General features: G+C 43.4%; 35 protein-coding genes. All 35 read left to right on the top strand.

Features of this window, described 5'->3' with window-relative positions:
* The first annotated feature begins 18 nt into the window (after positions 1 to 18).
* The 35 genes from BLV86_RS04945 (at position 19) to rpsM (ending at position 25,916) form a co-directional block, all read left to right on the top strand.
* The gene (locus BLV86_RS04945; protein ID WP_090815323.1) at positions 19 to 2,712 is read left to right on the top strand and encodes a translation factor GTPase family protein; all 2,694 of its coding nucleotides are present in this window, start codon (positions 19 to 21) and stop codon (positions 2,710 to 2,712) included.
* A 229-nt stretch (positions 2,713 to 2,941) separates the two neighbouring features.
* Entirely contained in the window at positions 2,942 to 4,342 is a 1,401-nt protein-coding gene (gene murC, locus BLV86_RS04940; protein ID WP_031552103.1) for a UDP-N-acetylmuramate--L-alanine ligase, read from the top strand.
* Between the two features lie 730 nt (positions 4,343 to 5,072).
* The gene (locus tag BLV86_RS04935; protein WP_090815322.1) at positions 5,073 to 5,870 is read left to right on the top strand and encodes a DnaD domain-containing protein; all 798 of its coding nucleotides are present in this window, start codon (positions 5,073 to 5,075) and stop codon (positions 5,868 to 5,870) included.
* Positions 5,857 to 6,825 carry an ATP-binding protein gene (locus BLV86_RS04930; RefSeq protein WP_090815321.1) on the top strand — a complete coding sequence of 323 codons (969 nt, stop codon included), beginning with the start codon at positions 5,857 to 5,859 and terminating at the stop codon, positions 6,823 to 6,825. Before BLV86_RS04935 ends, BLV86_RS04930 begins: the two co-directional genes overlap by 14 nt.
* A gap of 164 nt (positions 6,826 to 6,989) precedes the next feature.
* Complete coding sequence (locus BLV86_RS04925) at positions 6,990 to 8,204, top strand: ribose-phosphate pyrophosphokinase (RefSeq protein WP_090815320.1); 1,215 nt, start codon at positions 6,990 to 6,992, stop codon at positions 8,202 to 8,204.
* 112 nt (positions 8,205 to 8,316) lie between these two features.
* Positions 8,317 to 9,510: an acyltransferase family protein gene (locus tag BLV86_RS04920; RefSeq protein WP_090815319.1), complete on the top strand. Its 1,194-nt coding sequence runs from the start codon at positions 8,317 to 8,319 to the stop codon at positions 9,508 to 9,510.
* 2 nt (positions 9,511 to 9,512) lie between these two features.
* Positions 9,513 to 10,520: a class I SAM-dependent methyltransferase gene (locus BLV86_RS04915; protein ID WP_031552118.1), complete on the top strand. Its 1,008-nt coding sequence runs from the start codon at positions 9,513 to 9,515 to the stop codon at positions 10,518 to 10,520.
* A 206-nt stretch (positions 10,521 to 10,726) separates the two neighbouring features.
* Positions 10,727 to 11,980: a PspC-like choline-binding domain-containing protein gene (locus BLV86_RS04910; protein WP_090815318.1), complete on the top strand. Its 1,254-nt coding sequence runs from the start codon at positions 10,727 to 10,729 to the stop codon at positions 11,978 to 11,980.
* Between the two features lie 608 nt (positions 11,981 to 12,588).
* On the top strand, positions 12,589 to 12,906 hold the full coding sequence (rpsJ, locus tag BLV86_RS04905) for a 30S ribosomal protein S10 (protein ID WP_029199705.1): 318 nt from the start codon (positions 12,589 to 12,591) through the stop codon (positions 12,904 to 12,906).
* A 52-nt stretch (positions 12,907 to 12,958) separates the two neighbouring features.
* Positions 12,959 to 13,588, top strand: a complete 630-nt coding sequence (rplC, locus tag BLV86_RS04900) for a 50S ribosomal protein L3 (protein WP_031552127.1) — start codon at positions 12,959 to 12,961, stop codon at positions 13,586 to 13,588.
* A 25-nt stretch (positions 13,589 to 13,613) separates the two neighbouring features.
* Entirely contained in the window at positions 13,614 to 14,234 is a 621-nt protein-coding gene (rplD, locus tag BLV86_RS04895) for a 50S ribosomal protein L4 (RefSeq protein WP_029199703.1), read from the top strand.
* Positions 14,234 to 14,533: a 50S ribosomal protein L23 gene (rplW, locus tag BLV86_RS04890; protein ID WP_031552130.1), complete on the top strand. Its 300-nt coding sequence runs from the start codon at positions 14,234 to 14,236 to the stop codon at positions 14,531 to 14,533. The genes rplD and rplW overlap by 1 nt, the downstream gene beginning before the upstream one ends.
* Positions 14,534 to 14,609: 76 nt before the next feature.
* Positions 14,610 to 15,455, top strand: a complete 846-nt coding sequence (gene rplB / locus BLV86_RS04885) for a 50S ribosomal protein L2 (RefSeq protein WP_031552133.1) — start codon at positions 14,610 to 14,612, stop codon at positions 15,453 to 15,455.
* Between the two features lie 19 nt (positions 15,456 to 15,474).
* Positions 15,475 to 15,747 (top strand): 30S ribosomal protein S19, encoded by a 273-nt coding sequence (gene rpsS, locus BLV86_RS04880; RefSeq protein WP_029199700.1) that lies wholly within the window; start codon positions 15,475 to 15,477, stop codon positions 15,745 to 15,747.
* 34 nt (positions 15,748 to 15,781) lie between these two features.
* Positions 15,782 to 16,171 carry a 50S ribosomal protein L22 gene (rplV, locus tag BLV86_RS04875; RefSeq protein ID WP_029199699.1) on the top strand — a complete coding sequence of 130 codons (390 nt, stop codon included), beginning with the start codon at positions 15,782 to 15,784 and terminating at the stop codon, positions 16,169 to 16,171.
* Between the two features lie 14 nt (positions 16,172 to 16,185).
* On the top strand, positions 16,186 to 16,848 hold the full coding sequence (gene rpsC / locus BLV86_RS04870) for a 30S ribosomal protein S3 (RefSeq protein ID WP_029199698.1): 663 nt from the start codon (positions 16,186 to 16,188) through the stop codon (positions 16,846 to 16,848).
* A 2-nt stretch (positions 16,849 to 16,850) separates the two neighbouring features.
* On the top strand, positions 16,851 to 17,279 hold the full coding sequence (gene rplP / locus BLV86_RS04865; RefSeq protein WP_031552135.1) for a 50S ribosomal protein L16: 429 nt from the start codon (positions 16,851 to 16,853) through the stop codon (positions 17,277 to 17,279).
* Complete coding sequence (gene rpmC, locus BLV86_RS04860) at positions 17,279 to 17,482, top strand: 50S ribosomal protein L29 (RefSeq protein WP_029199696.1); 204 nt, start codon at positions 17,279 to 17,281, stop codon at positions 17,480 to 17,482. The genes rplP and rpmC overlap by 1 nt, the downstream gene beginning before the upstream one ends.
* A gap of 17 nt (positions 17,483 to 17,499) precedes the next feature.
* Positions 17,500 to 17,754 (top strand): 30S ribosomal protein S17, encoded by a 255-nt coding sequence (gene rpsQ, locus BLV86_RS04855; protein ID WP_029199695.1) that lies wholly within the window; start codon positions 17,500 to 17,502, stop codon positions 17,752 to 17,754.
* Positions 17,755 to 17,778: 24 nt separating this feature from the next.
* Positions 17,779 to 18,147, top strand: a complete 369-nt coding sequence (gene rplN / locus BLV86_RS04850; RefSeq protein ID WP_029199694.1) for a 50S ribosomal protein L14 — start codon at positions 17,779 to 17,781, stop codon at positions 18,145 to 18,147.
* A gap of 12 nt (positions 18,148 to 18,159) precedes the next feature.
* Positions 18,160 to 18,465: a 50S ribosomal protein L24 gene (rplX, locus tag BLV86_RS04845; RefSeq protein WP_029199693.1), complete on the top strand. Its 306-nt coding sequence runs from the start codon at positions 18,160 to 18,162 to the stop codon at positions 18,463 to 18,465.
* Positions 18,466 to 18,485: 20 nt separating this feature from the next.
* The gene (rplE, locus tag BLV86_RS04840; protein WP_029199692.1) at positions 18,486 to 19,025 is read left to right on the top strand and encodes a 50S ribosomal protein L5; all 540 of its coding nucleotides are present in this window, start codon (positions 18,486 to 18,488) and stop codon (positions 19,023 to 19,025) included.
* A gap of 12 nt (positions 19,026 to 19,037) precedes the next feature.
* Positions 19,038 to 19,223, top strand: coding sequence for a type Z 30S ribosomal protein S14 (locus tag BLV86_RS04835; protein ID WP_029199691.1), 186 nt, complete (start codon positions 19,038 to 19,040; stop codon positions 19,221 to 19,223).
* A gap of 339 nt (positions 19,224 to 19,562) precedes the next feature.
* A complete protein-coding gene (gene rpsH, locus BLV86_RS04830) occupies positions 19,563 to 19,964 on the top strand; it encodes a 30S ribosomal protein S8 (RefSeq protein ID WP_029199690.1) in 402 nt (133 codons plus the stop codon).
* Positions 19,965 to 20,058: 94 nt separating this feature from the next.
* Complete coding sequence (gene rplF, locus BLV86_RS04825; protein ID WP_090815317.1) at positions 20,059 to 20,601, top strand: 50S ribosomal protein L6; 543 nt, start codon at positions 20,059 to 20,061, stop codon at positions 20,599 to 20,601.
* Positions 20,602 to 20,617: 16 nt separating this feature from the next.
* Positions 20,618 to 20,980 carry a 50S ribosomal protein L18 gene (gene rplR, locus BLV86_RS04820; RefSeq protein ID WP_029199688.1) on the top strand — a complete coding sequence of 121 codons (363 nt, stop codon included), beginning with the start codon at positions 20,618 to 20,620 and terminating at the stop codon, positions 20,978 to 20,980.
* A gap of 20 nt (positions 20,981 to 21,000) precedes the next feature.
* A complete protein-coding gene (gene rpsE, locus BLV86_RS04815; RefSeq protein ID WP_031552147.1) occupies positions 21,001 to 21,510 on the top strand; it encodes a 30S ribosomal protein S5 in 510 nt (169 codons plus the stop codon).
* A 17-nt stretch (positions 21,511 to 21,527) separates the two neighbouring features.
* On the top strand, positions 21,528 to 21,713 hold the full coding sequence (gene rpmD, locus BLV86_RS04810; protein ID WP_029199686.1) for a 50S ribosomal protein L30: 186 nt from the start codon (positions 21,528 to 21,530) through the stop codon (positions 21,711 to 21,713).
* Positions 21,714 to 21,724: 11 nt separating this feature from the next.
* Complete coding sequence (gene rplO, locus BLV86_RS04805; RefSeq protein WP_031552150.1) at positions 21,725 to 22,168, top strand: 50S ribosomal protein L15; 444 nt, start codon at positions 21,725 to 21,727, stop codon at positions 22,166 to 22,168.
* Entirely contained in the window at positions 22,168 to 23,508 is a 1,341-nt protein-coding gene (gene secY / locus BLV86_RS04800; RefSeq protein WP_031552153.1) for a preprotein translocase subunit SecY, read from the top strand. The genes rplO and secY overlap by 1 nt, the downstream gene beginning before the upstream one ends.
* Before the next feature lie 81 nt (positions 23,509 to 23,589).
* Positions 23,590 to 24,237, top strand: coding sequence for an adenylate kinase (locus BLV86_RS04795; protein WP_031552155.1), 648 nt, complete (start codon positions 23,590 to 23,592; stop codon positions 24,235 to 24,237).
* A 51-nt stretch (positions 24,238 to 24,288) separates the two neighbouring features.
* A complete protein-coding gene (map, locus tag BLV86_RS04790; RefSeq protein WP_031552158.1) occupies positions 24,289 to 25,041 on the top strand; it encodes a type I methionyl aminopeptidase in 753 nt (250 codons plus the stop codon).
* 37 nt (positions 25,042 to 25,078) lie between these two features.
* A complete protein-coding gene (infA, locus tag BLV86_RS04785; protein ID WP_007157657.1) occupies positions 25,079 to 25,297 on the top strand; it encodes a translation initiation factor IF-1 in 219 nt (72 codons plus the stop codon).
* Positions 25,298 to 25,412: 115 nt separating this feature from the next.
* The gene (gene rpmJ / locus BLV86_RS04780; protein WP_003022746.1) at positions 25,413 to 25,526 is read left to right on the top strand and encodes a 50S ribosomal protein L36; all 114 of its coding nucleotides are present in this window, start codon (positions 25,413 to 25,415) and stop codon (positions 25,524 to 25,526) included.
* A 21-nt stretch (positions 25,527 to 25,547) separates the two neighbouring features.
* Positions 25,548 to 25,916, top strand: a complete 369-nt coding sequence (gene rpsM, locus BLV86_RS04775) for a 30S ribosomal protein S13 (protein WP_029199681.1) — start codon at positions 25,548 to 25,550, stop codon at positions 25,914 to 25,916.
* The last annotated feature ends 128 nt before the right edge of the window (positions 25,917 to 26,044 follow it).

The raw sequence follows: 26,044 nt of genomic DNA, 5'->3' as shown, positions 1-26,044 counted from the left end.
GTTACGGAGGATCAGCTTTTGGAGAAACAGCAAAAAAAACATCTGGTAATAGGAATTCTGGCTCATGTAGATGCCGGAAAGACAACATTGTCCGAAAGTATCCTTTTCGAGACCGGAAAGATCAGAAACCTCGGACGGGTTGATAACGGTAATGCTTACCTCGATACCGACCACATGGAAAAGGAAAGAGGCATCACCATCTTTTCCAAGATGGCAACCTTTGACCTCCGGGACATAACGGTATCCCTTCTGGATACCCCGGGGCATGTGGATTTTTCGGCGGAAATGGAGAAGACTCTTTCTGTCCTTGACTATGCAATTCTTGTAGTTAACGGAGCCGACGGAGTCCAGGGGCATACCGAGACCCTGTGGAAGCTCCTTCAAAGATACGGCGTTCCGGTCTTTATCTTTGTGAACAAAATGGACCAGCCGGGAACCGACAAGGATAGGCTTTTTGAGGATCTCAAAAAGCATTTCGGAGCGGCCGCGGTGGATTTTACCGAGGCCGGAAAGTATTCCATGTCGGAGGAGCTGAAGGAAAACATTGCCATGTGCGATGACCGGATCATGGAGAAGTATCTCGAAAAAGGCGAGCTTGATCCAAAGGATGTGAGAAACCTTATCTGGGACAGAAAGCTGTTTCCCGTATATTTCGGTTCCGCCCTTAAGAACTTCGGAGTGAAGGAATTTCTCGAAGGTATCCATACATTTACGGAGATTCCCATGTATCCAAGCGTCCTTGGCGGCAAAGTTTTCAAGATCGCAAAGGATGACTCCGACCGAAGACTTACCTATATAAAGATTACCGGAGGAGAGATTAAAGTAAGAGACGAACTCCTGCCCGGAGAGAAGGTTTCGGAGATCCGTATCTACAGTGGTGAGAAGTATGTTAATGCTGACACCGCGGAGGCAGGCATGGTCTGCACACTCCTCGGAATCTCAGGGCTTAAGACCGGGGATTCTGTGGGCTGCGAACCCAAAGGAAAGGATCCATCGCTAAAGCCGGTGCTGGACTATAAGGTGGAATCCCCGGATGTTGATGACCTTGAATTATACAGAAAGCTTGATACGCTGGCGGATGAATTTCCGGAGCTTCATATCAGCTGGGATAAAAACCTGAAAGAAATACACGTCCATCTCATGGGCGAAGTGCAGATAGAAATCATTAAAAGAGTTGTGAAGGAACGTCTGGGAGTAGAGCTTCAGTTCGGAGAAAGCCGGATACTTTACCTTGAGACCATAGACGATGCTGTGGAGGGTGTGGGACACTTTGAGCCGCTGAGACATTATGCCGAAGCTCATATCCTGATTGAGCCTCTCCCCAGAGGAAGCGGACTCAGGTTCAGGTCCGATTGCAAAACGGATGACCTTGCCATCAACTGGCAGAGACTTGTGCTGACTCATCTTCGGGAAAAGGAACATGTGGGAGTGCTTACCGGAAGTCCCGTAACAGACATCAGATTCACACTGGTTGCAGGAAAGGCTCACCTTAAGCACACAGAAGGCGGTGATTTCAGAGAGGCTACCTACAGAGCAGTGAGACAGGGACTTATGAAGGCGGTCAATGTTCTTCTGGAACCCTACTATGCCTTTACGCTGGAACTTCCTCAGGAGTATGTGGGCAGAGCCATGACGGATCTCTCCAATATGAATGGGCATTTCGATCCACCTGAGATAAACGGTGAAACCTCAACTATCACAGGTACGGCTCCTGTTTCGGCCATGAGGGATTATCATAAGGAGGTAATGGTCTATACCAAAGGAAGAGGCCATCTGTTCCTCCGGTTCAGCGGCTATGACAGGTGCCATAATGCGGAAGAAGTTATAGAGAAGAGAGGTTATAACCCGGAGGAAGACATTCTGAACCCAAGTTCATCTGTATTCTGTGCCCACGGTTCCGGTTTCATAGTGCCCTTCGACCAGGTGGAAAGCTACATGCATGTGGAGTCACCTTTGAAGCTGGAGGGTGAAGTTGAGAAGAGAGATTTCGAGGCGGATGTTGCGAAGCTTCAGAGAAGTGCGGAGGCAAAGGCTGACAGCGGGAAGTACAAAACCGGTGGACACTACATCGGGGATCAGGAGCTTGAGGATATATTTATCAGGACCTTCGGCCCCATCAAAAACCGTGCTAAGGAAGTAAATATCTCAAGCGCCCGTACCATAAGAGCCAAGGAAAAGGAAGAAAACAAGGCAGCAAACCGTAGAGACCAGAAGACTCCGGAAAAGAAAAAGGAATATCTTCTGGTGGACGGCTACAACATCATATTTGCCTGGGACGAGCTCAATGAACTCGCAAAGTCCAATCTTGATGCCGCGAGAGGCAAGCTTCAGGATATACTGTCAAACTATGCCGGCTACACCGGAAAAGAAGTAATAGTCGTTTTCGATGCTTACCGGGTACAGGGTCATCAGGTGGAACAGACCAGGTATCACAATATCTATGTGGTATTTACAAGAGAAGCCATGACCGCCGACGAATATATTGAAGAAGAGACTCATGAGCTTAAGAAGCAGTATTCGGTTACCGTTGCAACCTCCGACAAGGTGGTCCAGGTCATAACCTGGGGAGCGGGAGCGGTGCTCCTCAGCGCCCGGAACCTTAGGGATGAGGTGGACAGGGTGGTGAATACAGTGCGGAAAGAGCATTTGAATGAGTCCTCCATGGAAAGCCGCATTGGTACCAGACTGCAAATCCCACAGAATGATGATTGATATTTAAACCAGGAAGGTCCGGCACCAATGCTGTAAATGTTCGGCAGGCTCTGTTCCACTCGCGTTAAGACTAAGCTTTTTCTTTATTATTAAGTGGATGCTCACCGGTCTGGTATCAGCCTCACTTGCACAAACATTGGCACGATGATATAATCTCTGAGTTAAATCGGACACATATGACAGCGTAACAGGCATCGCCCGTTTGCGCTTAAGATAAGAAGGTATTTAAATGTATCAGATAAAATTTGACAAACCTGTACATGTACACTTTATAGGAATAGGCGGTATCTCCATGAGCGGTCTCGCGGAGATCCTGCTTTCAAGACATTTTACTATTTCCGGATCTGACAGCAAGGAATCAGAGCTTACAAAGAAGCTTGTGTCAGAAGGCGCTGTAGTAAATTATCCCCAGAAGGCTGAGAACATAACAAAGGATATCGATGTTGTGGTTTATACAGCAGCCATTCATCCGGACAATCCTGAGTTTGCGGCAGCCGTAGAGGCAGGCATACCCATGCTCACAAGAGCCCAGCTTCTCGGTGAGCTCATGCGTAATTTCAAGCAGGCTATCAATGTCTCGGGAACCCACGGTAAAACCACCACCACTTCCATGATCACTGATATTCTTCTGGAGGCAGATGTGGATCCTACAGTTACTGTAGGCGGCATCCTCAAGGATATAGGAGGCAACATCAGAGTCGGAGGACAGGATACCTTCGTTGTTGAGGCTTGTGAATATACAAATTCATTCCTTTCCTTCTTCCCGACTATTGAGATCATTCTCAATGTTGAAGCCGACCACCTCGACTTCTTCAAGGATATCGATGATATAAGACACAGCTTCAGGCTCTTTGCGGAAAAGCTTCCCGAGGACGGACTTCTGGTCATAAATTCTGACATTAAACATTTTGATTATTTTACCGAGGGACTTAAGTGTAAAATCATCACCTACGGACATGACAAGAGTTCTGATTACACAGCCAATTTCATAAGCTATGACAAGCTTGCCCATCCTACCTATACCTTATTCTATAAGGGAGAAGAGATCGCAAAGGTGGAACTCGGGGTTACTGGAGAGCACAATATCTACAATTCCATGGCTGCCATAGCTGTATGCCGTGAGCTTGGTATCGAAATGGATGCCATCTTAAGAGGTCTTAAGCGCTTCACAGGTACAGACCGCCGTTTCCAGAAAAAGGGAACAGTCAACGGTTTCACAATAATCGATGACTATGCCCATCATCCTCAGGAGATAGCCGCAACCATAGAGGCAGCAAAGAAATATCCTCACAGAAAGCTCTGGATTGCCTTCCAGCCTCACACCTACAGCAGGACAGCGGCACTTCTTGATGATTTTGCCGGAGCCCTCAGCCAGGCGGATGAGATAGTGCTTGCTGACATCTACGCCGCAAGAGAGAAGAATACCATAGGTATAAGTTCTGATGATCTCAGAAAGCATATGCTTGAGCAGAACACCAATGTTTATTACATCCCTGAATTTGAAGACATCGAGAAATTCCTCCTTGAAAGAGTTAAGGAAGGAGATGTGCTCATAACCATGGGTGCCGGCAATATCTATGAGGTTGGAGAAGACCTCCTGAAACTGCCGGGTGCTGTTATAGAGAAGTGATAGTATATTAATGAAGACCTGCGCCGATACCGGCGCGGGTCTTTTTCCATACCATCGGGGACGGTTCTCTCCGGCGAGAACCGTCCCTGCTGGTCTTGCTGTCCCCGGGGCTCTTTCACTGTTCGGTCGAAACATATAGGCACTTATAAAATCTATTAAATTGATATGAAAATAACTTTCTAACAAAAGTAAAAATCAATCGACTTATAAAAATAATAAATAATTCCACAAAATGGTCAAAATCAACCAAAATTACATCAAAATCAATTATAAAATGGTAAAAATGCTTAAAATTTAATATAAAAATGACCATTCGAAAGCCCAAATAAGATGACTTAAAAATGAAAATAATTTTTATTCCACACAAAAACACGGAAATCCACCGCCAAAATGTGGATAACCCCCGATTATCCCTTGATTGTATTTAATAAATACATCTTTTATGGGGATTGACATTTGAAGAGGCCCTAATTTTGCACATCACAATGAGGTTATAAACAAAATAAAAAAATTAGTGGATGCTTGACTTTTTGGTAGTGCACATTATCCACACCAATGTGGACAATTTTGGTGGATAAAGTTGTGGACTAGGCTTATTGAAGCACTAATTTTAGTATGCTAATATCAGTTCACCGAAGGGGAGAAACGTGAGATCGCAGCCGGGCAGTAGGGAAGATGGCTGCATTATCAGATCCATAATACTCTTCATTTACATTTGGGGGTTAATGAGATGGGCACGAGTATAGTAGATAATCTTGCAGTTCATGTAACATGCATATCGGATGATTTTCTGGATAAGTATCTTGGAACTGCAAACGGAGATTACATAAAAGTTTATTTGTTTATGCTTAGACACAGAGGAGAGCAGTTCTCAAAGGAGCAGGCTGCAGATGCTCTGAATCTCACCGATAAGGATATTGAGCGTGCGTTGAGATATTGGGAAAAGCAGGGGGTATTTGAAAGTTCTTCAGGATCCATTCAGGATCAGGACATGGAGGAAGAGGCAGAGCATAGAATTGTAAGAAGAAGGAAAGTTAAAAAGGCTGCCATAACCGAGGAAGATTTTTTGGAAGCAGAAGAAAAGATAGAGACTCTTCAGGGCACGGTTGATGATGTAGAGACTGATGAAGAGTTCAACAGCATCTTATATTTTGCGAGACAGATGCTTCCTTCACTGCCGAGTGTTCGCCAGGTTGGAGCTTTGAAGTTTATGTATAAAGAGCTGAAGATGTCTTCAGATGTTATAGAATTTCTTATTGAGTACTGTGCAAGTGCCAAAAAGACTACATATCAGTATATGCAGGCTGTTGCCATGAACTGGCATGAGCAGGGGGTTGCAACGGTAGCCCAGGCAACAGAACTTGTAAAATCCATAGAGGAAAGTAAGAACAAGAAGCAGACCTCGAGAGCTGCATCAAAATCCTCAGGAAAAGCCAACAAGTTTATCAATCTTGAACAGCGAGAGGTTGATTACGACAGTATAGTAAATTTAAGAACACTTAACAGGATGAAGAATGTCACTAACTAATGTACAGTACAACAAAATAATGCGGGTTTATGACGATCGGCGGATGGAAAGCAACAGAGAACTTGAAATCCGTCGCCGTACCGCGTACGAAAAACTTCCGGAGCTTAAGACTCTGGAAGATTTTGTACGTTCGGAGTCTATAAAGACCTTTCATCTTATGAGAGACGGTCAGAAAGAAAAAATCGCTGTTTTGAAATCTCTCATAAGCGATGCGTCAAATAGAAAAAAGGAAGTGCTGATAAAGCATGGATATCCGGCAGACTATCTGGAAATGCAGTATGTATGTCCGGATTGTAAAGATACAGGATTTATAAACGGTAAGAAGTGTCACTGTTTTATAGAGATGCAGATGAAATATCTCTATCAGCAGTCCAATATAGATCAGATAGTTAAAACCCAGAATTTTGACTATTTCGATCTTAACAGATATGACGACAGAGTTCCTATCCTTGCTGACGGAAAAACCAACCGGGAATATATGGCGGAGAACAGAAAGCTTCTTCTTCAGTGGGTGGAGGATTTCGACAAAAATCATGGAAACCTGATGTTTACGGGAAATACCGGAACCGGAAAGACCTTCCTCATAAACTGTGTGGCAAAAGCCCTTATGGACAGCTTCCATTCAGTGATATATCTGACAAGCACGGATCTTTTCGACAGCTTTTCCAAAGCTATGAAGGGTGATGATGAAGAACAGCAGGATATGCAGGAAGCAATCCTTAATTGCGACCTTCTGGTCATAGATGATCTTGGTACAGAATTAAATAACAGCTATACTTCTTCAAAACTGTTTTATGTACTAAATCATCGCATGGTTTTTCGTAAATCTGTCATCATTTCTACCAATCTTAGCCTCAATACCATAAGGGATTCGTACTCGGAAAGGGTATCTTCCCGCATAATTTCCGACTATTTGATCATTCCGCTGTACGGTAATGACCAAAGACTGTATTGACAGCTTTCGATACATGAAGTAATTTATCTAATGTTTATGTGTGAGATTATGTATAAAAATCCATAATTTGCCGACATATATTAAAGACATGTGTTAACATGGATGGTGTTTGCATGTTTTTGAAGGTTTGTTAAGGGACAGTTCTCATTAGGAGGAGAAAAGAAATGCCAGATTCCAGAACTTCAGAGTTTATTGAGCGTATTCCTGTTGGACCGCTTGCACTTATGCCGCTTGATTCCATCATGCCGCTTGGACGGGCTGTTGATGGCTACTTATCAAGATGGCGTGCACAGCGTGAGAGTGAGCATAAGGAAACCATTGCTTTCAGCGGATATCAGAAGGATAGTTACATTGTTAAGTCAAAGGTTTCAAGATTTGGCTCAGGTGAGGGAAAAGCCAATGTTTTGGAGACTGTCAGAGGTGTTGACCTTTACCTTATGGTAGATGTTATGAATTTTTCTCAGACCTACAGTCTTTTCGGTCAGATAAATCATATGTCACCGGACGATCATTATGCTGATCTTAAGAGAGTGATAGCTGCCACTACAGGAAAGGCAAAGAGGATCAATGTTATCATGCCGTTTATGTATGAGTCACGTCAGCATAAGCGTAACGGACGTGAGTCCCTTGATTGTGCTATCATGCTCCAGGAGCTCCATGAGATGGGAGTTGAGAACTTCCTGACCTTCGATGCACATGATCCAAGAGTAATGAATGCTATCCCCAGAGACAGCTTCGATAACATTTCCTGCTCTTACCAGTTTATAAAATCCATACTTAACAGTATAGATGATCTTGACATCGACAAGGATCATATGATGATCATTTCCCCGGATGAAGGCGGAATGAGCAGAGCTATCTACTATGCTAACGTTCTGGGAATCGACATGGGTATGTTCTATAAGCGTCGTGATTACGCTCAGGTAGTCAACGGACGTAATCCAATAGTTGCCCACGAGTTCCTTGGAACCAATGTTGAAGGCAAGGATGTATTCATCATAGACGATATGATCTCCTCCGGTGAATCATTGATCGATACAGCCAAGGAGCTTAAAGAGAGAAAGGCAAGGCGTGTATTTGCATGCTGTACCTTCGGACTCTTTACTTCAGGCTTCAACAAGTTTGATCAGGCCTATGCAAGCGGCACTTTAAATGGTGTTTATACTACAAACCTTATTTATCAGCAGCCTGAGCTTCTCACAAAGCCATGGTACCACAGCGTAGATATGGCAAAGTATATCGCGCTTATCATTGACAGCCTCAATCATGATATGTCCATATCAACGATTCTTGACACTTCAACAAGAATCAATCAGAAGGTTGCAGCATATAAAGAGCATCGTGCAGGTGTAAATAAACAGATGGAGCTTCCCCTCTGATCTGATGGTTAATGTTGATTTTTCCTGCATCAGATGATCCGTGAGTTTACTTTAACGGTAGTAATGAAGGGTCGCCCATTCCCGGGCGACCCTTTTTAATAGAGGAGAAACCTTGGAAAAAACCTACTTTTCTAATAAAGTTTACATATATACATTCATAATGAGTATCCTTGTAGTGCTTATCCATTCGGTGAATTTTGCTGATGATAACACTATACTCCTCACCATGATCCAGTCGGCAGATTATAACAACATTGATCTTTCGGGCCTGACGGGAATCCCGGCTCATGTTGAGAATTTTTTGTCCAATGCTGTCGGACAGGCAGCAGTACCGGGATTTTTCCTGGTTTCCGGCTATCTGTTTTTCAGGGGACTCAAAGACCTTAAGGATATAGGAAATAAATGGAAAAAACGCTTCATGTCACTTGTGATCCCCTACGGTGCATGGAATATTTTCTACTATATAATATATGTGCTTCTGGGGAAGGAAAGATTTAGTCTGACAAGGCTCCACAGAGCTGTGGCTGAATACAGCTGCAATCCGGTGTTCTGGTATGTCTTTCAGCTTATATTGCTGACGGTACTTGCACCACTGTTCTTTATTCTGTTGAGAAACAGAATCCTGACCTTTGGTTCAATGCTTTTATATACCCTTCTGGTAGTAAACGGAGTGGACTTCCCATTGATAAATGAAGATGCCCTGTACTACTTTTTTTTCGGAGCCCTTACCGCAAGATGGTTTAAAGAAAGCTTTGAGACCCAGAGCACAGGAAAGATGATCTGCGGACTGGGTTTGATCACAGCTTCATGGCTCACCCAGGTTTTCACCACAGTAGGGATGCAGATGTTCGTTATGGCACCGGTGGATTTTCATAAAATGGGGATTATTCAGTATTTATATGTCGGTGGTGAGATATCGAAGATGATGGGGGTACTGATATCCCGGTGGCCTAAGCATTGGCTTGTCCTCATCCTGTCTTCAGGCGGACAGGTGCTGGTAAATGTGATCCGTAGATTCCTTATCTGCTATGGAATCTGGTTTATACTGCCACTCAGGCTTCCCACGGCAAGGGATTTCATGAAGAACAGCTTCTTTTTATATGCCATACATTATCCGATTGCCAGAATCGGTATATATATGTTAGAGTACATGAACGTTGGTTACCATAAAGCGGAGGATCAGGCTTTGAGGCTTTTCCTATATTTTGTCACACCGGTCATTTGCGTTTCGGCCGCTTACCTGATGAAAAAAATGCTCAGCAGGAAAACTCCTTTTATATGGAAGATATTCAGTGGAGGTAGATGATAATGTTTATTGCGGATCATTGGAAAGATTATGAAGTTATAGATACAAGTTCCGGAGATAAGCTGGAGAGATGGGGTAAGTATATCCTTCGGAGACCGGATCCTCAGGTAATCTGGCAGACCCCTTTTAAAAATCCGAACTGGAAGAAACTGAACGGACATTATCATCGTTCCGAAAGAGGCGGCGGAGAGTGGGAGTTCTTTGACCTCCCGAAGCAGTGGAAGATCTCTTATATATTGGGAGGAACTGCGGCACGTCCTTCGACTTTTGATGAGAAGAATAAAGAAACCTACAGACCTGTGGCCCCGGTGTACGAGAATCTTGAAAAGCTGCCTGAAAAGAGCAGAACATTAACCTTCCACTTAAAGCCCTTTGCCTTCAAGCATACGGGACTTTTCCCGGAGCAGGCCGCAAACTGGGACTGGTTTTCCAACGAGATCCTCGGTGAAGTCAACAGACGTAAGGCTCAGGGATCGGAAGAGCCTGTAAAGGTACTCAACCTTTTTGCCTACACCGGGGGAGCAACATTGGCAGCCGCAGCAGCAGGCGCACATGTTACCCATGTGGATGCCTCAAAGGGTATGGTCCAGTGGGCAAAGGAGAATGCCGATGCCTCAGGACTCTCACAGGCCCCCATCAGATGGCTTGTTGATGACTGTACAAAGTTCGTTGAAAGAGAGATCCGCCGCGGCAATAAATATGACGCCATCATTATGGACCCGCCATCCTACGGAAGAGGACCCAAGGGCGAGATATGGAAGATAGAGGATGCAGTATATCAGCTCATAGAGCTGTCTTCAAAACTCCTTACCGATAAGAGTCTTTTCTTCCTTATTAATTCCTACACCACCGGACTTCAGCCGGCGGTCATGAGTTATATGCTGGGAGTTATAATCAAAAACAGGTTCGGTGGAGAGATCCATTCGGAGGAAGTAGGACTTCCTGTGACTGAAAACGGACTGGTACTTCCCTGCGGCTGCTCCGGAAGGTGGGTCAGAAATACGAAATAATCATTGAAAAATGCGCTTCCCGGAACCTGTTGATGTAAGATAATCGTAATTAAATCACGCCGATTGTTAATGGAATAGAAATTGCAATTAACATCCCTGAAAGCTATTATTAAATCATGGAAAGATAACTTGTGAAGTAGACAAGTTTTTGGAGATTGATGACTCCTAAAGAGACAGCTTTTGGAGAATCATCAGGAGGGTGTTATATGTTAAGAAGAAAAATTGCAAAACTTGCATTAATGACAGGCGCATTGGCAGCGATTTCTGCCATTAACGTCATGGCAGCAGGATGGACGACAAACTCAAAAGGCGAGCAGGTATATGTTCAGGATACAGGAGCAGTTGTCACAAATTCCTGGATAAAGGCCAATGATGGCGGCTCTGTTATATGGTATTACGCTACTCAGGACGGAACCTTACGTAAGGATAACTGGCAGACTGTAAACGGTTATAAGTATTACTTTGATGAGAACGGTGTTATGCAGACCGGATGGATCGATGAATATAAGTATTATTGCGATCCCAACTCAGGTGCCGCAGTGACAGGATGGAAGTATCTTCCTATCCCGGATGATTTTGCATCTTCCTATTCGGATAATGTAAACTATTCTGCAGGATCCTATGCATGGTTTTTCTTTAATACAAGTAATTCCCAGAAGTATTTTGCTGAGAGTGAAGATGTAACTGTAAAGACCATAAACGGCGTTAAGTATGGCTTTGATGAGAACGGTGTTATGCAGCTCGGCTGGGCCAAGGTTAAGGATACATCACCTGAGATAGCCGGTTATATGTACTTTGCAGAGAAGACAGACGGAAACTTCAAGCAGGGACAGCAGATTGCAGGAACCTGGTACACAACGGTTGGTCCACTTGAGACATCAGGCTCAGGATCTTTTGATAAGGATCTGGCTACCGGAGATGTTGAATATTTCTATTTCAAGAATTCGGGATATGTGGCAGCAGGCAATGGCAATGCATATCAGGTATGTTCAGTAAACGGCAAAAAGTATCTGTTCAACGAAAAAGGAAATCCGGTATACGGAATGCAGCTTGGATGCACTGAGACAGATAATACTACACACTATTATTACTGTGGCTCAAGTAAGTCTGACTGCTCTGTAAAGACAGGAAGATTCTCAATGACAGAAGCTGATGGCGATCGCATAACATTCTATGCTCAGACAAACGGAAGAGGATTTACAGGCGTAAAGGATGGTTACCTCTATTATAATGGTAAGCTTCAGTGCGCAGAGTCCGACAGCAAGTTTATGGTATGCAACGTTGAAGGAAAAGATTATGTTGTTTCAACCAGCGGTGCAGTTCAGAAGAACAAGAAGAACCTTAAGGATTCAGACGGCAACAAGGTTTCAACAAATTCTGACGGAACACTGAAGGAAAACATCGAAGGAAGCTTTGCAGTATTGGAAGCAACTTCACCTGACATTGATGACATAGATTAAGATAATGTTTATTTAAGAAGAAACCCGGTTACACTGCCGGGTTTCTTTTTTGGTGATAAGACCGTCACGCGGAATCGGGTAGGGCGTATTTTCCATACTCGATTAAAAAAGTTGTTGCAAATAAAGAACACCGGTGTTAATATATGACACGCACGGCAGGGTGTGAACCTGCCGGCGGTACATTAATAGGGATACGCACGGCTCAGTGGAAAATGTATTAAAATTTATACATTTTTTCGAAATTACCGCTTGAATTATAGAAAAGCGTGTGTTATCTTAGTATTCGCTGTGACATGATAGCGATGAAATGAAGATTGCTTATATGGACGAAAGCCAAGATCCGTACAGCATTATCTGAAAAGATCCAGTGAACCTGCGGGTTCCGCCTGAGAGCTGATACGGCAACCAAGTATAAGGCATATAAGAGAACTTCATGGAGCGAATGTCTAGTTTAGAAACTGACGGCAGGTCACTGTACTACAATTTAATCCATTACACAGCAAATGGATTTTGATGCAGGGAAACTTTCATCTCACGATTGTTTCGCATGCAGTTAATGTACAGTCACCGACTTATCGTCAAATAACCGATAGGAGGCGACTTTTTTTATGGCAAGTCAAGTAATGAGAATCACACTCAAGGCTTACGACCACACACTTGTGGACGAATCAGCTGCAAAGATTGTGGAGAACTGCAAGAAGACAGGTTCACAGGTTTCCGGACCGGTACCACTTCCAACAAAGAAGGAAGTTGTTACTATCCTTCGTGCTGTACATAAGTACAAGGATTCACGTGAGCAGTTCGAGCAGAGAACTCACAAGAGACTTATCGACGTAATCAGTCCTAACCAGAAGACAATGGATGCTCTTCAGAGACTCGAGATGCCTGCAGGCGTTTACGTTGATATCAAAATGAAGAACAAGTAATGATTCTAGAATGAGTCTGAGATATCGGACTCCGCTGTAGAAAGGAGAAACAATGAAGAAAGCTATTTTAGCGACAAAAGTAGGAATGACACAGATCTGGAACGAAGATGGCGTGTTGATTCCAGTAACTGTACTTCAGGCTGGTCCTTGTGTTGTAACACAGGTTAAGACAGTAGAGAATGACGGTTACGCAGCAGTACAGGTAGGCTTCCAGGACAAGAGAGAGAAGCTTGTTAACAAGCCTCAGAAGGGTCAGTTCGATAAGGCTGGCGTTTCCTGCAAGAGATTCCTCAGAGAGTTCAGATTTGAGGATGCTGAGAACTACAATGTAAAAGATGAGATTAAGGCAGACATCTTTGCTGAGGGTGACAAGGTAGACGTTACCGCTATTTCAAAGGGTAAGGGATTCGAGTCAGCTATCAGAAAGTATGGTCAGCACAGAGGACCTATGGGTCACGGTTCCAAGTTCCACCGTCACCAGGGTTCTAACGGTACATCTGCAACACCTTCAAGAGTACTTCCTGGTAAGGCAATGCCTTCACACATGGGCGCTGTAAAGGTTACAACACAGAACCTTACAATCGTTAAGGTTGATGTAGAGAACAACCTGCTTCTTATCAAGGGAGCTGTACCGGGACCTAAGAAGGCACTTATTACTGTTAAAGAAGCAGTAAAGGCCTGAGACGAAAGAAAGGAGGAACATATAGATGGCTAACGTATCAGTATTTGATATGCAGGGTAAGGAAGTTGGCAAGATGGATCTCAATGATTCCGTTTTCGGAGTTGAGGTTAACGAGCACCTTCTTCACCTCGCAGTTGTTGCTCAGCTTGCTAACAAGCGTCAGGGTACACAGAAAGCATTAACTCGTTCTGAAGTTTCAGGAGGCGGAAGAAAGCCTTGGAGACAGAAGGGCACAGGACATGCAAGACAGGGTTCTATCAGAGCACCGCAGTGGAAGGGCGGCGGAGTAGTATTCGCACCTACACCACGTGATTATACAACAACAATGAACAAGAAGGAAAAGAGAGCAGCTCTTAAGTCTGCACTTTCTAACGCAGTAGCTGAGAACAAGCTTATCATTGTTGACGATATCAAGCTTGCAGAGATCAAGACAAAGAACTTCCAGGCTATGCTTGATGCCTTCAAGGTAAACAAGGCATTCGTTCTTCTTGATTCAAATGACAAGAATGTTATTCTTTCAGCAAGAAATATCCAGGACGTTAAGACAGCCGGCGTAAACGAGCTCAATGTTTATGACGTTCTTAAGTACCAGACAGTAGTTGCTACAAAGGCAGCTGTTGAGAAGATTCAGGAGGTATACGCATAATGGCAGACATTAAGTATTATGACGTTATTCTTCGCCCGGTTATCACTGAGAAGTCAATGGGTGAGATGGCATCCAAGAAGTATACATTCCTTGTTAATCCACTTGTAACAAAGACTCAGGTTAAGGAAGCCGTTGAGAAGATGTTCGAAGGAACAAAGGTTAAGGCTGTTAACACAATGAACGCTGACGGCAAGACAAAGAGAAGAGGCCTCAAGTTCGGAAAGACAGCCAAGACAAAGAAGGCTATCGTTACACTTACAGAAGATTCAAAGGATATCGAGATTTTTAAGGGCCTTTGATAAGGATTAACAATTAGACACAGTCACGTGAAAAATTCTCTATTATACGTGACATTAAAAAAGGAGAAAACAAGTCATGGGTATAAAGACATATAAACCTTATACACCTTCGAGAAGAAACATGACCGGTTCAGACTTTTCCGAGATCACAAAGAAGACTCCTGAGAGATCACTTCTTTCAAAGGTTAAGGAGAACGCCGGCAGAAACAATCAGGGTAAAATCACTGTTCGTCATCAGGGTGGCGGAAACAGACAGAAATACAGAATCATCGATTTCAAGAGAAACAGCAAGGATGGTATCCCTGCTAAGGTAATCGGAATCGAGTATGATCCTAACAGAACAGCAAACATCGCTCTTATCGCTTATGCTGATGGAACAAAGGCATATATCCTTGCTCCTAACGGTCTTACAGACGGCATGAAGGTTATGAGCGGTCCTGAGGCTGAAGCAAGAGTAGGTAACTGCCTTCCTCTTTCAAAGATCCCTGTAGGTACAAACGTACATGCTATCGAGCTCCTTCCTGGTAAGGGCGCACGTATGGTTCGTTCAGCAGGAAATGCTGCACAGCTTATGGCAAGAGAAGGAAAGTATGCAACACTTAGACTTCCTTCAGGCGAGATGAGAATGGTTCCTATCGAGTGCCGTGCAACAATCGGTGTTGTAGGTAACGGAGATCACAACCTCATCAATATCGGTAAGGCCGGTAGAAAGAGACACATGGGATGGCGTCCAACAGTTCGTGGTTCTGTTATGAACCCTAACGATCACCCGCACGGTGGTGGAGAAGGAAGAGCTCCAGTCGGAAGACCGGGTCCTTGCACTCCTTGGGGCAAGCCAGCACTTGGACTTAAGACACGTAACAAGAAGAAGGCTTCTAATAAGCTTATTATCAGAAGACGCGATGGTAGAGCCATCAAATAATTGAGGAGGAGAGAAAAATATGGCACGTTCAATTAAAAAAGGACCATTCATCGATGCTTCACTTAAGAAGGCAGTTGATGCAATGAACGCTTCCGGAAACAAGTCAGTTATCAAGACTTGGTCTCGTCGTTCCACAATCTTCCCATCTTTTGTTGGTCACACGATTGCGGTACATGATGGAAGAAAGCACGTTCCTGTATATGTTACAGAGGACATGGTTGGCCACAAGCTTGGTGAGTTCGTTGTAACAAGAACTTTCCACGGCCACAGCGGTAACGAGAAGAGAGCTTAAACTTACGCATATTTGAAAGGAGGACATTTCAACAATGTCAAAAGGTCATAGATCTCAGATTAAGAGAGAGAGAAATGCAAATACTGTAAAGAGACCTTCAGCTACTCTTTCATATGCAAGAGTATCAGTTCAGAAGGCATGCTTCGTTCTTGATGCCATCAGAGGCAAGAATCTTGAAGAAGCACTCGGTATTGTTTCATACAACCCTAGATATGCTTCTACATTAGTAAAGAAGCTTCTTGAGTCTGCTGCAGCTAATGCAGAGAACAACAACAACATGAACAGAGACAATCTTTATGTTGCTGAGTGCTATGCAGGTGCAGCTCCTACAATGAAGAGAATTCATCCAAGAGCACAGGGCAGAGCTTACAGAATTTTAAAGAGAAACTCACACATTACAGTAGTTTTGGACGAGAGAAAGTAAAAGGAGGCATATAAATGGGACAGAAAGTCAATCCGCACGGCATAAGAGTCGGCGTTATTAAAGATTGGGATTCCAAGTGGTATGCTGACAAGAAGAACTTTGGCGATACACTTGTTGAGGACTACAATATCAGAAAATTCCTGAAGAAGAGACTTTATTCTGCAGGTGTTTCAAAGATCGAGATCGAGAGAGCTGCAAACGACAAGGTTCGTGTAGTTATCTTTACAGCAAAGCCTGGATTCGTAATCGGTAAGGGCGGCGCAGAGATCGAGAAGGTTAGAAAAGATGTACAGAAGCTTACATCAAAGAACGTAAACATCGATATCAAGGAGATCAAGAGACCTGACCGTGATGCTCAGCTTGTAGCAGAGAACATCGCTCAGTCACTTGAGAACCGTGTATCTTTCAGAAGAGCTATGAAGCAGGCTATGCAGAGAACCATGAAGTCTGGTGTTCTTGGTATCAAGGCATCAGTTGGTGGACGTCTTGGCGGTGCTGATATCGCTCGTCGTGAGTTCTATTCTGAGGGAACTATTCCTCTTCAGACTTTAAGAGCTGACATCGACTATGGTTTTGCAGAGGCAGACACAACTTATGGTAAGCTCGGTGTTAAGGTTTGGGTTTACAAGGGAGAGGTTCTTCCTGCCAAGAAAAACAAGGAAGGGAGCGATAAGTAATTATGTTAATGCCAAAGAGAACGAAGTATCGTAAGCAGATTCGTGGAAACATGAAGGGCAAAGCAACCAGAGGCAACAAGATTGCTTATGGTGAGTATGGTATCATCGCTACTGAGCCTTGCTGGATCAGATCAAACCAGATCGAGGCAGCCAGAGTTGCTCTTACAAGATACATTAAGCGTGGTGGTCAGGTTTGGATCAAGATCTTCCCTGACAAGCCAATCACAGCTAAGCCTCTCGGAGTCAGAATGGGTTCCGGAAAGGGTGCTGTAGAATATTGGGTAGCAGTAGTTAAGCCAGGTAGAGTAATGTTCGAAATCGCTGGCGTACCTGAGGAGACTGCAAGAGAGGCTCTTAGACTTGCGTCACACAAGCTTCCTTGCAATTGCAAGATCGTTTCCAAGGCCGAACTGGAAGGCGGTGATAACTAATGAAGAAGAAAACCTACTTAGATGAGTTAAAGGCAAAGTCAACAGAGCAGCTTAATGCTGACCTTGTTTCAGCCAAGAAGGAACTCTTTAACCTGAGATTCCAGAACGCTACAAATCAGCTTGATAATACAGCAAGAATAACAGAGGTTCGTAAGAACATCGCGCGTATTCAGACAGTTATCACAGAGAAAGCTAAAGCGTGAGAAAGGAGAGCACAACAATGGAGAGAAATCTTAGAAAGACACGTACCGGTAAGGTCGTTAGTGCAAAGATGGACAAGACCATCGTTATCGCTATCGAAGATCACGTTAAGCACCCGGTAATCGGAAAGATCGTTAAGAGAACTGTTAAGATCTACGCTCATGACGAGAACAACGAGGCTGGTGTAGGCGATACAGTTAAGGTTATGGCTACAAGACCACTGTCAAAGACCAAGAGATGGAGACTGACAGAGATCATCGAGAAGGCTAAGTAATCAGGAGCAAGGAAGGAGCATTATATGATTCAGCAGGAAACAAGACTTAGAGTTGCTGATAACACAGGTGCAAGAGAACTCCTTTGCATCCGCGTTATGGGTGGCTCAACCAGAAGATATGCTGCAGTCGGAGATATAATCGTAGCATCTGTTAAGGATGCAATCCCTGGCGGACAGGTAAAGAAGGGTGATGTTGTTAAGGCTGTTGTTGTTAGAACAGTAGATGACATTCGCCGTAAAGATGGTAGCTACATCAAGTTTGATGAGAATGCAGCTGTTATTCTCAAGGACGATGGAACACCAAAGGGAACTCGTATTTTTGGACCGGTAGCTAGAGAGCTTCGTGATCATGGTTACATGAAGATCGTTTCACTCGCTCCGGAAGTACTGTAAGGAGGTTACCAGATGCGTAGAATTAAGAAAGACGATATGGTACAGATCATTGCCGGTAAGGACAATGGCAAGCAGGGCAAGGTACTTTCTTTCGACCCCGCAACCAACAAGGTAGTCGTTGAAGGCTGCAATATGGTAACCAAGCACCAGAAGCCATCTCAGGGAAATCCTCAGGGTGGTATCCTTCACAAGGAAGCAGCTATCGACGCTTCTAATGTTATGCTTGTAGTTGATGGACAGCCTACACGTGTTGGCTTCGAGATCAAGGACGGCAAGAAGGTAAGAGTTGCTAAGAAAACTGGTAAGGTTATCGACTAAGAGAAAGGAGGAATTTCAAAATGGCTAGATTAAAGGATCTTTACAATAGCGAGATCAAGGATGCTATGGCTAAGAAGTTCGGTTACAAGAATGTAAACGAGATTCCTAAGCTTGATAAGATCGTTATCAACATGGGAGTTGGAGAAGCTAAGGAAAATTCCAAGGTTCTCGACAGCGCAGTTCGTGATCTTGAGATCATTACAGGACAGCACGCTGTAACAACTAAGGCAAAGAAGTCAGTTGCAAACTTCAAGATCAGAGAGGGCCAGGCTATCGGATGCAAGGTTACTCTTCGTGGTGAGAAGATGTATGAGTTTGCTGACAGACTTATCAATCTTGCGCTTCCTCGAGTTAGAGACTTCAGAGGCGTAAATCCTAATGCATTTGATGGCAGAGGAAACTATGCACTTGGACTCAAGGAGCAGCTCATTTTCCCTGAGATCGAGTTCGATAAGGTTGACAAGGTTAGAGGTATGGATGTTATCTTCGTAACTACAGCTAAGACTGACGAAGAGGCAAGAGAACTTCTCAGACTTTTCAACATGCCGTTCGCAAAGTAATCGGAGGGAAATATGGCTAAGTTATCAATGAAGTTAAAGCAGCAGAAGGCACCTAAGTTCTCAACAAGAGCTTACACAAGATGCAAGATCTGCGGAAGACCACACAGTGTACTCAAGAAGTATGGCATCTGCCGTATCTGCTTCCGTGAGTTAGCATACAAGGGTGAGATTCCAGGAGTTAAGAAGGCTTCTTGGTAAGTCCTTAACTTCAATTTAGAGCCGATGGCAATGTTTTGGATGATTCCAAAATGTTGTCAAAGGTGATAATTTCTGGATTGTATTAAAAGAAATACAAAAATATTTCTTAAAGATACGCCAGACCGGGTTGAAACCCGGAAAGAAATGGTTATAATGTAAATGTTGCGCCACAGGAAGTACTGTTTATGCAGTACCATTTGGTTAAGCATCATATCTTTATGATAGGATGGACTGACCGAGTGAGAACAACCTGGAGACGTGGCATTTGCTTTGTCCGGATTTATTCCGGATATATAACAATATTATTTTTATACTATTTGAGAAAGGATATCCGTAAAAATGAGTATGAGTGATCCAATCGCAGATATGCTTACAAGAATTCGTAACGCAAATACTGCAAAGCATGACACAGTAACCATCCCATCATCAAAGATGAAAGTAGCTATTGCTGACATCCTTGTAAATGAAGGTTACATCAAGAAGTATGAGCTGGTTGATGGCGGTAAGTTTAAGGACATCAAGGTAACTCTTAAGTACGGCGCTACAAAGAACGAAAAGATCATCAGCGGCATTCGCAGAATTTCCAAGCCAGGTCTTCGTGTATACGCTGGCAAGGAGAATATGCCATCTGTTCTTGGCGGACTTGGTATTGCAATTGTTTCTACAAATCAGGGCATCATGACTGATCGTGAAGCAAGAGCAAAGGGCGTTGGCGGAGAAGTTCTTGCATTCGTATGGTAATTAACCATATTGACAGCAAAAACATCAAAGCAAGTAACTGTAAACATCTGAAAACTGTTTAATAACAGAGAATTTAAGAGAGAGGAGACATAGTATGTCACGTATCGGAAAATTACCGGTAGTTATCCCAGCAGGCGTTACTGTTGAGATCAAGGACAACAACCTCGTAACTGTTAAGGGACCTAAGGGAACTCTTGAGAAGGCATTCGCTACAGAGCTTACTCTTGAGAAGAACGACGGTGAAGTTGTTGTTAAGAGACCTAATGATAATAAGAAAGAGAAGTCCCTTCACGGACTTACAAGAGCACTTCTCCAGAACATGGTAGATGGTGTTACTAACGGATTTGAGAAGAAGCTCGAGATCAACGGTGTTGGTTACAGAGCAGCTAAGCAGGGTAAGACACTTACACTTACACTTGGTTATTCTCATCCTGTAACTATGGAAGATCCTGAGGGCGTTGAGACAGTTCTCGAGGGTACAAACACAATCTTCGTAAAGGGTATTGACAAGGAGAAAGTTGGTCAGTACGCAGCTGAGATCCGCAGCAAGAGAGGACCGGAGCCATATAAGGGCAAGGGTATCAAGTATGCTGATGAGGTTATCAGACGTAAGGTTGGTAAGACTGGTAAGAAATAATTAGGAGGAAAGTGAAATGGTAAGTAAGAGAAATAAGGCTGAACTTCGCCAGAAGAAGCACCAGAGACTTAGAAACCGTTTATCTGGTACTCCAGAGAGACCACGTCTTTCTGTATTCAGATCTGACAAGCACATGTATGCACAGGTTATCGATGATGTTGCAGGCAACACTCTTTGCGCTGCTTCAACACTTGATAAGGATGCAAAGTTAGAGATTACAAATAACATTGAGGCTGCTCAGTATGTTGGTAAGGCAATTGCTGAGAAGGCTATGGCTAAGGGAATTAAGACTGTTGTATTTGACAGAGGTGGTTTCCTTTATCACGGTAAGGTTCAGGCTCTTGCAGATGCTGCCAGAGAAGCCGGCCTTGAATTCTAATCGAGAGGAGAACAAGCAAGATGAAGCGTGAAAGAATTGATGTAAATCAGTTAGAATTAAACGACAACGTCGTTGCCATCAAGCGTGTTGCGAAAACTGTAAAGGGTGGTCGTACCGTTAGATTCTCAGCTCTCGTAGTAGTTGGTGATGGCAATGGCCATGTAGGTTGTGGTATCGGTAAGGCAGTTGAGGTTCCTGAGGCTATCCGTAAGGCACGTGAGGCTGCTTGCAAGTCTATCGTTACAATTCCTGTAACAGAAGAGAAGTCTGTACCACACGATTATGTAGGTAAGTTTGGAAGTGCAACAGTACTTCTTAAGAAGGCACCTGAAGGAACCGGTATCATCGCTGGTGGTCCTGCACGTTCAGTTCTTGAGCTTGCTGGAATCAGAAATATCCGTACAAAGTCTTTAGGTTCAAACAATAAGACAAATGTCGTTCTTGCTACAATCACAGGTCTTACTTCAATGAAGACACCTGAGGAGTTTGCTGCACTTCGCGGTAAAACTGTAGCTGAGATCACAGGTTGATCAGGGAGGGTAAAGTAATGGCAGATAAGAAGTTAAAGATTACACTTGTAAAGTCTCCAATCGGTGCTATCCCTAAGCAGAGAGCAACCGTTCAGGCTCTTGGTCTTCGTAAGATTCGTCAGACAGTAGAGCTTCAGGACAATGGCGCTACAAGAGGTATGATTCAGAGAGTTAACCATCTTGTAAAAGTTGAAGAAATCTAAGGAGGCATACAATGGAGTTAGCTAATTTAAAGCCGGCTGACGGCGCTAAGCAGTCAAAGAACTTCAGACGTGGCCGTGGCCATGGTTCAGGAAATGGCAAGACAGCCGGTAAGGGCCATAAGGGTCAGAAGGCAAGATCAGGAGCACCAAGACCAGGATTCGAAGGTGGTCAGATGCCTTTATTCAGACGTATTCCTAAGAGAGGATTCAAGGATCCTAACTCTAAGGTTATCACAGGAATCAACCTTTCTGTTCTTGAGACAAAGTTCAACGATGGTGAGGAAGTTACAATTGAGGCTCTTCTTAACAAGGGAATCATCAAGAAGGTTAACGATGGCGTTAAGGTTCTTGGAAATGGTGAACTTACAAAGAAGCTCAATGTTAAGTTAACAGCTTTCTCTGCATCAGCAAAGGAAAAGATCGAAGCTTTAGGCGGAACCTGTGAGGTAATCTGATGTTCAAATCAATACTAAATGCATTTAAGGTTAAGGATTTAAGAGATAGACTTATATTCGTTTTCCTTATGCTCGTAGTAATTAGGTTTGGATCGAATCTTCCTATTCCGGGTGTAAACTCAGGATATTTTGCCGAGCTTTTTAAAAGCATGGCTGATAATGATGCATTTGGTTGGTTTAATACGATGACTGGTGGCTCTTTCGAGCAGCTGTCAGTCTTCGCATTGTCAATCACACCGTATATTACTTCATCCATCATCATCCAGCTCCTTACAGTTGCAATTCCTGCACTTGAGGAGTTACAGAAGGATGGTGAAGAGGGAAGAAAGAAGCTCACAGAGTACACCAGATATGTGACTATCGGACTTGCTCTTATTGAGTCAACTGCGATGGCTGTAGGATTCGGTGGACAGGGGCTTCTCATCGGTTACGCTGATGCGAGCATGATGAGAAAGATTGCAGACGTTGTAATTGCGGTTATTACAATGACAACAGGATCTGCACTTCTCATGTGGATTGGTGAACAGATAACAGACAAGGGAATCGGTAATGGTATCTCTCTGGTTCTCCTTTTCAATATTCTTTCATCTATTCCTACTGATTTTCAGACTTTGTATGTTAGATTCATACAGGGAAAAAATGTTGCAACAATGGTTGTAGCAGCTATCATTATTGCTGCATGCATCATTGCTCTTGTAGCTTTTACAGTCGTTTTGACTGATGCTGAACGTAAGATTCCGGTTCAGTACAGCCGTAGAGTACAGGGCAGAGGTCTTGTGGGAGGTCAGTCTTCATCAATTCCTCTCAAGGTAAATACGGCCAGCGTTATGCCGGTTATCTTTGCAAGTTCACTTATGACCATGCCTGTTGTTATAGGACAGGTATTAAAGGTAGATTACGGCACAGTCTGGGGCAAGATCCTTATGGGACTTAACTCCGGTTCATGGTGTAATCCTGATGCGCCTATCTACAGCATTGGTTTGGTAGTTTATATTGCACTTCTGTATTTCTTCGCATATTTCTACACTTCCATTTCTTTCAATCCTTTGGAAGTAGCAAATAATATGAAGAAGCAGGGAGGCTTTATTCCGGGAATTCGTCCTGGTAAGCCTACAAGCGATTATCTTGATAATATTCTTAAATATATCATTTTTATCGGTGCAACCGGCCTTGCAATCGTTGCTATAGTTCCGATATTTGTATCGGGAGTATTCAATGTAGGTCGTATATCTTTCGCGGGAACTTCGCTTATCATCATAATCGGAGTTGTGCTTGAGACACTTAAGGCTATTGAATCACAGATGGTTGTAAGAAATTACAAGGGATTTTTAAACGACTGATCATAACAAAAGCCTCCTCAGGACTATTTTCCGGGGAGGCTAAAAGTGTTTAAATTGAAAAACATTATATGGAGGCCTCATATGAAGATCGTTATGTTAGGAGCACCCGGTGCGGGCAAAGGCACACAGGCAATTAAAATCGCAGATAAGTATGGTATTCCTCATATTTCAACCGGAGACATTTTCAGAGCCAACATTAAAGGCGGAACTGAACTCGGTATGAAAGCTAAGTCATATATGGATAAGGGACAGCTGGTTCCTGATGAAGTAACCATCGGTATGCTTTTAGACAGAATTGCCGAGGATGATTGCAAGGATGGCTATGTACTTGATGGCTTCCCACGTACCATCCCTCAGGCAGAAAGTCTTACAAAGGCACTTGCCGATAAGGGAGACAAGATCGATTTTGCTCTGGATATAAATGTACCTGATGAAGCAATTCTCACACGTATGTCAGGAAGAAGAGCATGCCCGAAATGCGGCGCAACCTATCATATAGTATATGCAGCTCCTCAGAAGGAAAACATTTGCGATAAGTGCGGAAGCGAACTTATCATCCGGTCAGATGATAAACCTGAGACAGTTCAGGATCGTTTAAATGTTTACCACAAGCAGACTGAGCCACTTATTTCTTATTATAAGAATGAAGGCGTTTTCTGTGAGGTTGACGGTACTAAAGAGCTTCAGGAAGTATTTAACGATGTAGTTAAGGTTCTTGAGAACAAATAATGTTTTTTATAGATCATAAGTTTCTAAGTTTGAGTCGGAAAGAAGTATTAAATGATAGAAATCAAATCAAAACGAGAAATAGAATTGATGAGAGAAGCCGGAAAGATTCTCGGCGAAATGCATAACAGAGTCGGAGAGAAGATAAAGCCCGGCATAAGCACCGGAGAGCTTGATGAATATGCAGAAAAGATCATGCGTAAATTAGGCGGCTTTCCAAGCATGAAGGGTCTCTATGATTTCCCGGGCTGCTGCTGCATTTCCGTTAATGAAGAAGTAATTCACGGCATTCCGGACAGACGTCGTATCCTTAAGGAAGGCGACATTGTTTCCATTGATACCTGCACAAGCTTTCACGGTTACAATTCAGATGCAACCAGAACCTGGGCAGTGGGTAATGTTTCCGACGATGCGAAGAAAATTATGAAGGTCTGCTACGATGCATTCTGGAAGGGTGCAGAGCAGGCGGTGGAAGGAAATCATTTAAATGATATCTGTTCCACCATCGGTAATTATGTTGAATCACAGGGGTGTGGAGTCATTACAGATTATTGCGGACATGGCATCGGAAGTGAGATACATATGGATCCCGAGGTTCCCAACTATGATCTCCATAGAAAAGGACCAAAGTTATGTGCAGGTATGGTACTTGCAGTAGAGCCCATGATCACACTGGGTTCACCGGAAGTTCATACAGGCCCGAATGGCTGGTCGGTTATTCCGGATGACGGAAGCCTTTCATGCCACTATGAAAATACGATTCTTATTACAGAGAATGGACCTGAGATCCTAAGTCTGGTTAATTGATAAGAAGAAATTATTAAATAATGAAGAGGAGAACTGAATGTCAAAATCAGATGTAATTGAGATTACTGGTAAAGTAATTGAAAAACTTCCGAATGCAATGTTCCAGGTTGAACTTGAGAATGGTCATCAGGTACTTGCACATATTTCCGGAAAGCTTCGTATGAATTACATTAGAATTCTTCCGGGTGACAAGGTAACCATAGAGTTATCACCGTATGACCTTTCAAAGGGCAGGATCATCTGGAGAGACAAATAAAGCTGTATAAGTAATTCTTACAATTAAATTTAAAAAGCACTTTACAATTAAAGAGGCTTTTGTTAGAATAATACGGCAACTTTGTTCGAATTCGTTATTAGAAAGGGGAATTACTATGAAGGTAAGATCATCAGTAAAGCCTATCTGCGAGAAATGCAAAGTCATTAAGCGTAAAGGCTCTATCAGAATTATCTGCGAAAACCCTAAGCACAAGCAGAGACAAGGTTAATTTTAACAGGAGGAAACAAAAATGGCTCGTATTGCAGGTGTCGATTTACCTAGAGAGAAGCGTATCGAGATTGGTCTGACATATATTTATGGTATCGGACAGTCTTCAGCTGATAAGATTCTCAAGGCAACAGGCGTTAACCCTGACACACGTGTTAAGGATCTCACTGACGATGAAGTAAAGGTACTCGCAAACTATATTGCAGAGAACCAGACAGTGGAAGGTGATCTCAGAAGAGCAGTTGCTCTTGACATCAAGAGACTTCAGGAGATTGGCTGCTTCCGCGGAATCCGTCACAGAAAGGGACTTCCGGTTAGAGGTCAGAAGACAAAGACCAATGCCAGAACACGTAAGGGACCACGTAAGACTGTAGCTAACAAGAAGAAGTAATTTAACTTCAGCTTGTAGGTAAAAGCAAGTCCGGATCATAAATGATCCAAATCTGATGAAAATCAGAAGTAACTATTGTGATCTTCATGTTTTAAATACAGGAAGACTAGTAAAGGAAAGTAGGTTAG

This window comes from Oribacterium sp. KHPX15, from assembly GCF_900107835.1.
Lineage (GTDB): Bacteria > Bacillota > Clostridia > Lachnospirales > Lachnospiraceae > Oribacterium.
Note: the sequence above shows the minus strand (reverse complement) of the source record. Positions and strands in the feature narration are given on the sequence as shown.

Excerpts from the sequence above, each read along its gene's own strand:
- murC (WP_031552103.1), top strand. The coding sequence starts at position 2,942 with ATGTATCAGATAAAATTTGACAAACCTGTACATGTACACTTTATAGGA.
- BLV86_RS04935 (WP_090815322.1), top strand. The coding sequence starts at position 5,073 with ATGGGCACGAGTATAGTAGATAATCTTGCAGTTCATGTAACATGCATA.
- BLV86_RS04930 (WP_090815321.1), top strand. The coding sequence starts at position 5,857 with ATGTCACTAACTAATGTACAGTACAACAAAATAATGCGGGTTTATGAC.
- BLV86_RS04925 (WP_090815320.1), top strand. The coding sequence starts at position 6,990 with ATGCCAGATTCCAGAACTTCAGAGTTTATTGAGCGTATTCCTGTTGGA.
- BLV86_RS04915 (WP_031552118.1), top strand. The coding sequence starts at position 9,513 with ATGTTTATTGCGGATCATTGGAAAGATTATGAAGTTATAGATACAAGT.
- BLV86_RS04910 (WP_090815318.1), top strand. The coding sequence starts at position 10,727 with ATGTTAAGAAGAAAAATTGCAAAACTTGCATTAATGACAGGCGCATTG.
- rpsJ (WP_029199705.1), top strand. The coding sequence starts at position 12,589 with ATGGCAAGTCAAGTAATGAGAATCACACTCAAGGCTTACGACCACACA.
- rplC (WP_031552127.1), top strand. The coding sequence starts at position 12,959 with ATGAAGAAAGCTATTTTAGCGACAAAAGTAGGAATGACACAGATCTGG.
- rplD (WP_029199703.1), top strand. The coding sequence starts at position 13,614 with ATGGCTAACGTATCAGTATTTGATATGCAGGGTAAGGAAGTTGGCAAG.
- rplW (WP_031552130.1), top strand. The coding sequence starts at position 14,234 with ATGGCAGACATTAAGTATTATGACGTTATTCTTCGCCCGGTTATCACT.
- rplB (WP_031552133.1), top strand. The coding sequence starts at position 14,610 with ATGGGTATAAAGACATATAAACCTTATACACCTTCGAGAAGAAACATG.
- rpsS (WP_029199700.1), top strand. The coding sequence starts at position 15,475 with ATGGCACGTTCAATTAAAAAAGGACCATTCATCGATGCTTCACTTAAG.
- rplV (WP_029199699.1), top strand. The coding sequence starts at position 15,782 with ATGTCAAAAGGTCATAGATCTCAGATTAAGAGAGAGAGAAATGCAAAT.
- rpsC (WP_029199698.1), top strand. The coding sequence starts at position 16,186 with ATGGGACAGAAAGTCAATCCGCACGGCATAAGAGTCGGCGTTATTAAA.
- rplP (WP_031552135.1), top strand. The coding sequence starts at position 16,851 with ATGTTAATGCCAAAGAGAACGAAGTATCGTAAGCAGATTCGTGGAAAC.
- rpmC (WP_029199696.1), top strand. The coding sequence starts at position 17,279 with ATGAAGAAGAAAACCTACTTAGATGAGTTAAAGGCAAAGTCAACAGAG.
- rpsQ (WP_029199695.1), top strand. The coding sequence starts at position 17,500 with ATGGAGAGAAATCTTAGAAAGACACGTACCGGTAAGGTCGTTAGTGCA.
- rplN (WP_029199694.1), top strand. The coding sequence starts at position 17,779 with ATGATTCAGCAGGAAACAAGACTTAGAGTTGCTGATAACACAGGTGCA.
- rplX (WP_029199693.1), top strand. The coding sequence starts at position 18,160 with ATGCGTAGAATTAAGAAAGACGATATGGTACAGATCATTGCCGGTAAG.
- rplE (WP_029199692.1), top strand. The coding sequence starts at position 18,486 with ATGGCTAGATTAAAGGATCTTTACAATAGCGAGATCAAGGATGCTATG.
- BLV86_RS04835 (WP_029199691.1), top strand. The coding sequence starts at position 19,038 with ATGGCTAAGTTATCAATGAAGTTAAAGCAGCAGAAGGCACCTAAGTTC.
- rpsH (WP_029199690.1), top strand. The coding sequence starts at position 19,563 with ATGAGTATGAGTGATCCAATCGCAGATATGCTTACAAGAATTCGTAAC.
- rplF (WP_090815317.1), top strand. The coding sequence starts at position 20,059 with ATGTCACGTATCGGAAAATTACCGGTAGTTATCCCAGCAGGCGTTACT.
- rplR (WP_029199688.1), top strand. The coding sequence starts at position 20,618 with ATGGTAAGTAAGAGAAATAAGGCTGAACTTCGCCAGAAGAAGCACCAG.
- rpsE (WP_031552147.1), top strand. The coding sequence starts at position 21,001 with ATGAAGCGTGAAAGAATTGATGTAAATCAGTTAGAATTAAACGACAAC.
- rpmD (WP_029199686.1), top strand. The coding sequence starts at position 21,528 with ATGGCAGATAAGAAGTTAAAGATTACACTTGTAAAGTCTCCAATCGGT.
- rplO (WP_031552150.1), top strand. The coding sequence starts at position 21,725 with ATGGAGTTAGCTAATTTAAAGCCGGCTGACGGCGCTAAGCAGTCAAAG.
- secY (WP_031552153.1), top strand. The coding sequence starts at position 22,168 with ATGTTCAAATCAATACTAAATGCATTTAAGGTTAAGGATTTAAGAGAT.
- BLV86_RS04795 (WP_031552155.1), top strand. The coding sequence starts at position 23,590 with ATGAAGATCGTTATGTTAGGAGCACCCGGTGCGGGCAAAGGCACACAG.
- map (WP_031552158.1), top strand. The coding sequence starts at position 24,289 with ATGATAGAAATCAAATCAAAACGAGAAATAGAATTGATGAGAGAAGCC.
- infA (WP_007157657.1), top strand. The coding sequence starts at position 25,079 with ATGTCAAAATCAGATGTAATTGAGATTACTGGTAAAGTAATTGAAAAA.
- rpmJ (WP_003022746.1), top strand. The coding sequence starts at position 25,413 with ATGAAGGTAAGATCATCAGTAAAGCCTATCTGCGAGAAATGCAAAGTC.
- rpsM (WP_029199681.1), top strand. The coding sequence starts at position 25,548 with ATGGCTCGTATTGCAGGTGTCGATTTACCTAGAGAGAAGCGTATCGAG.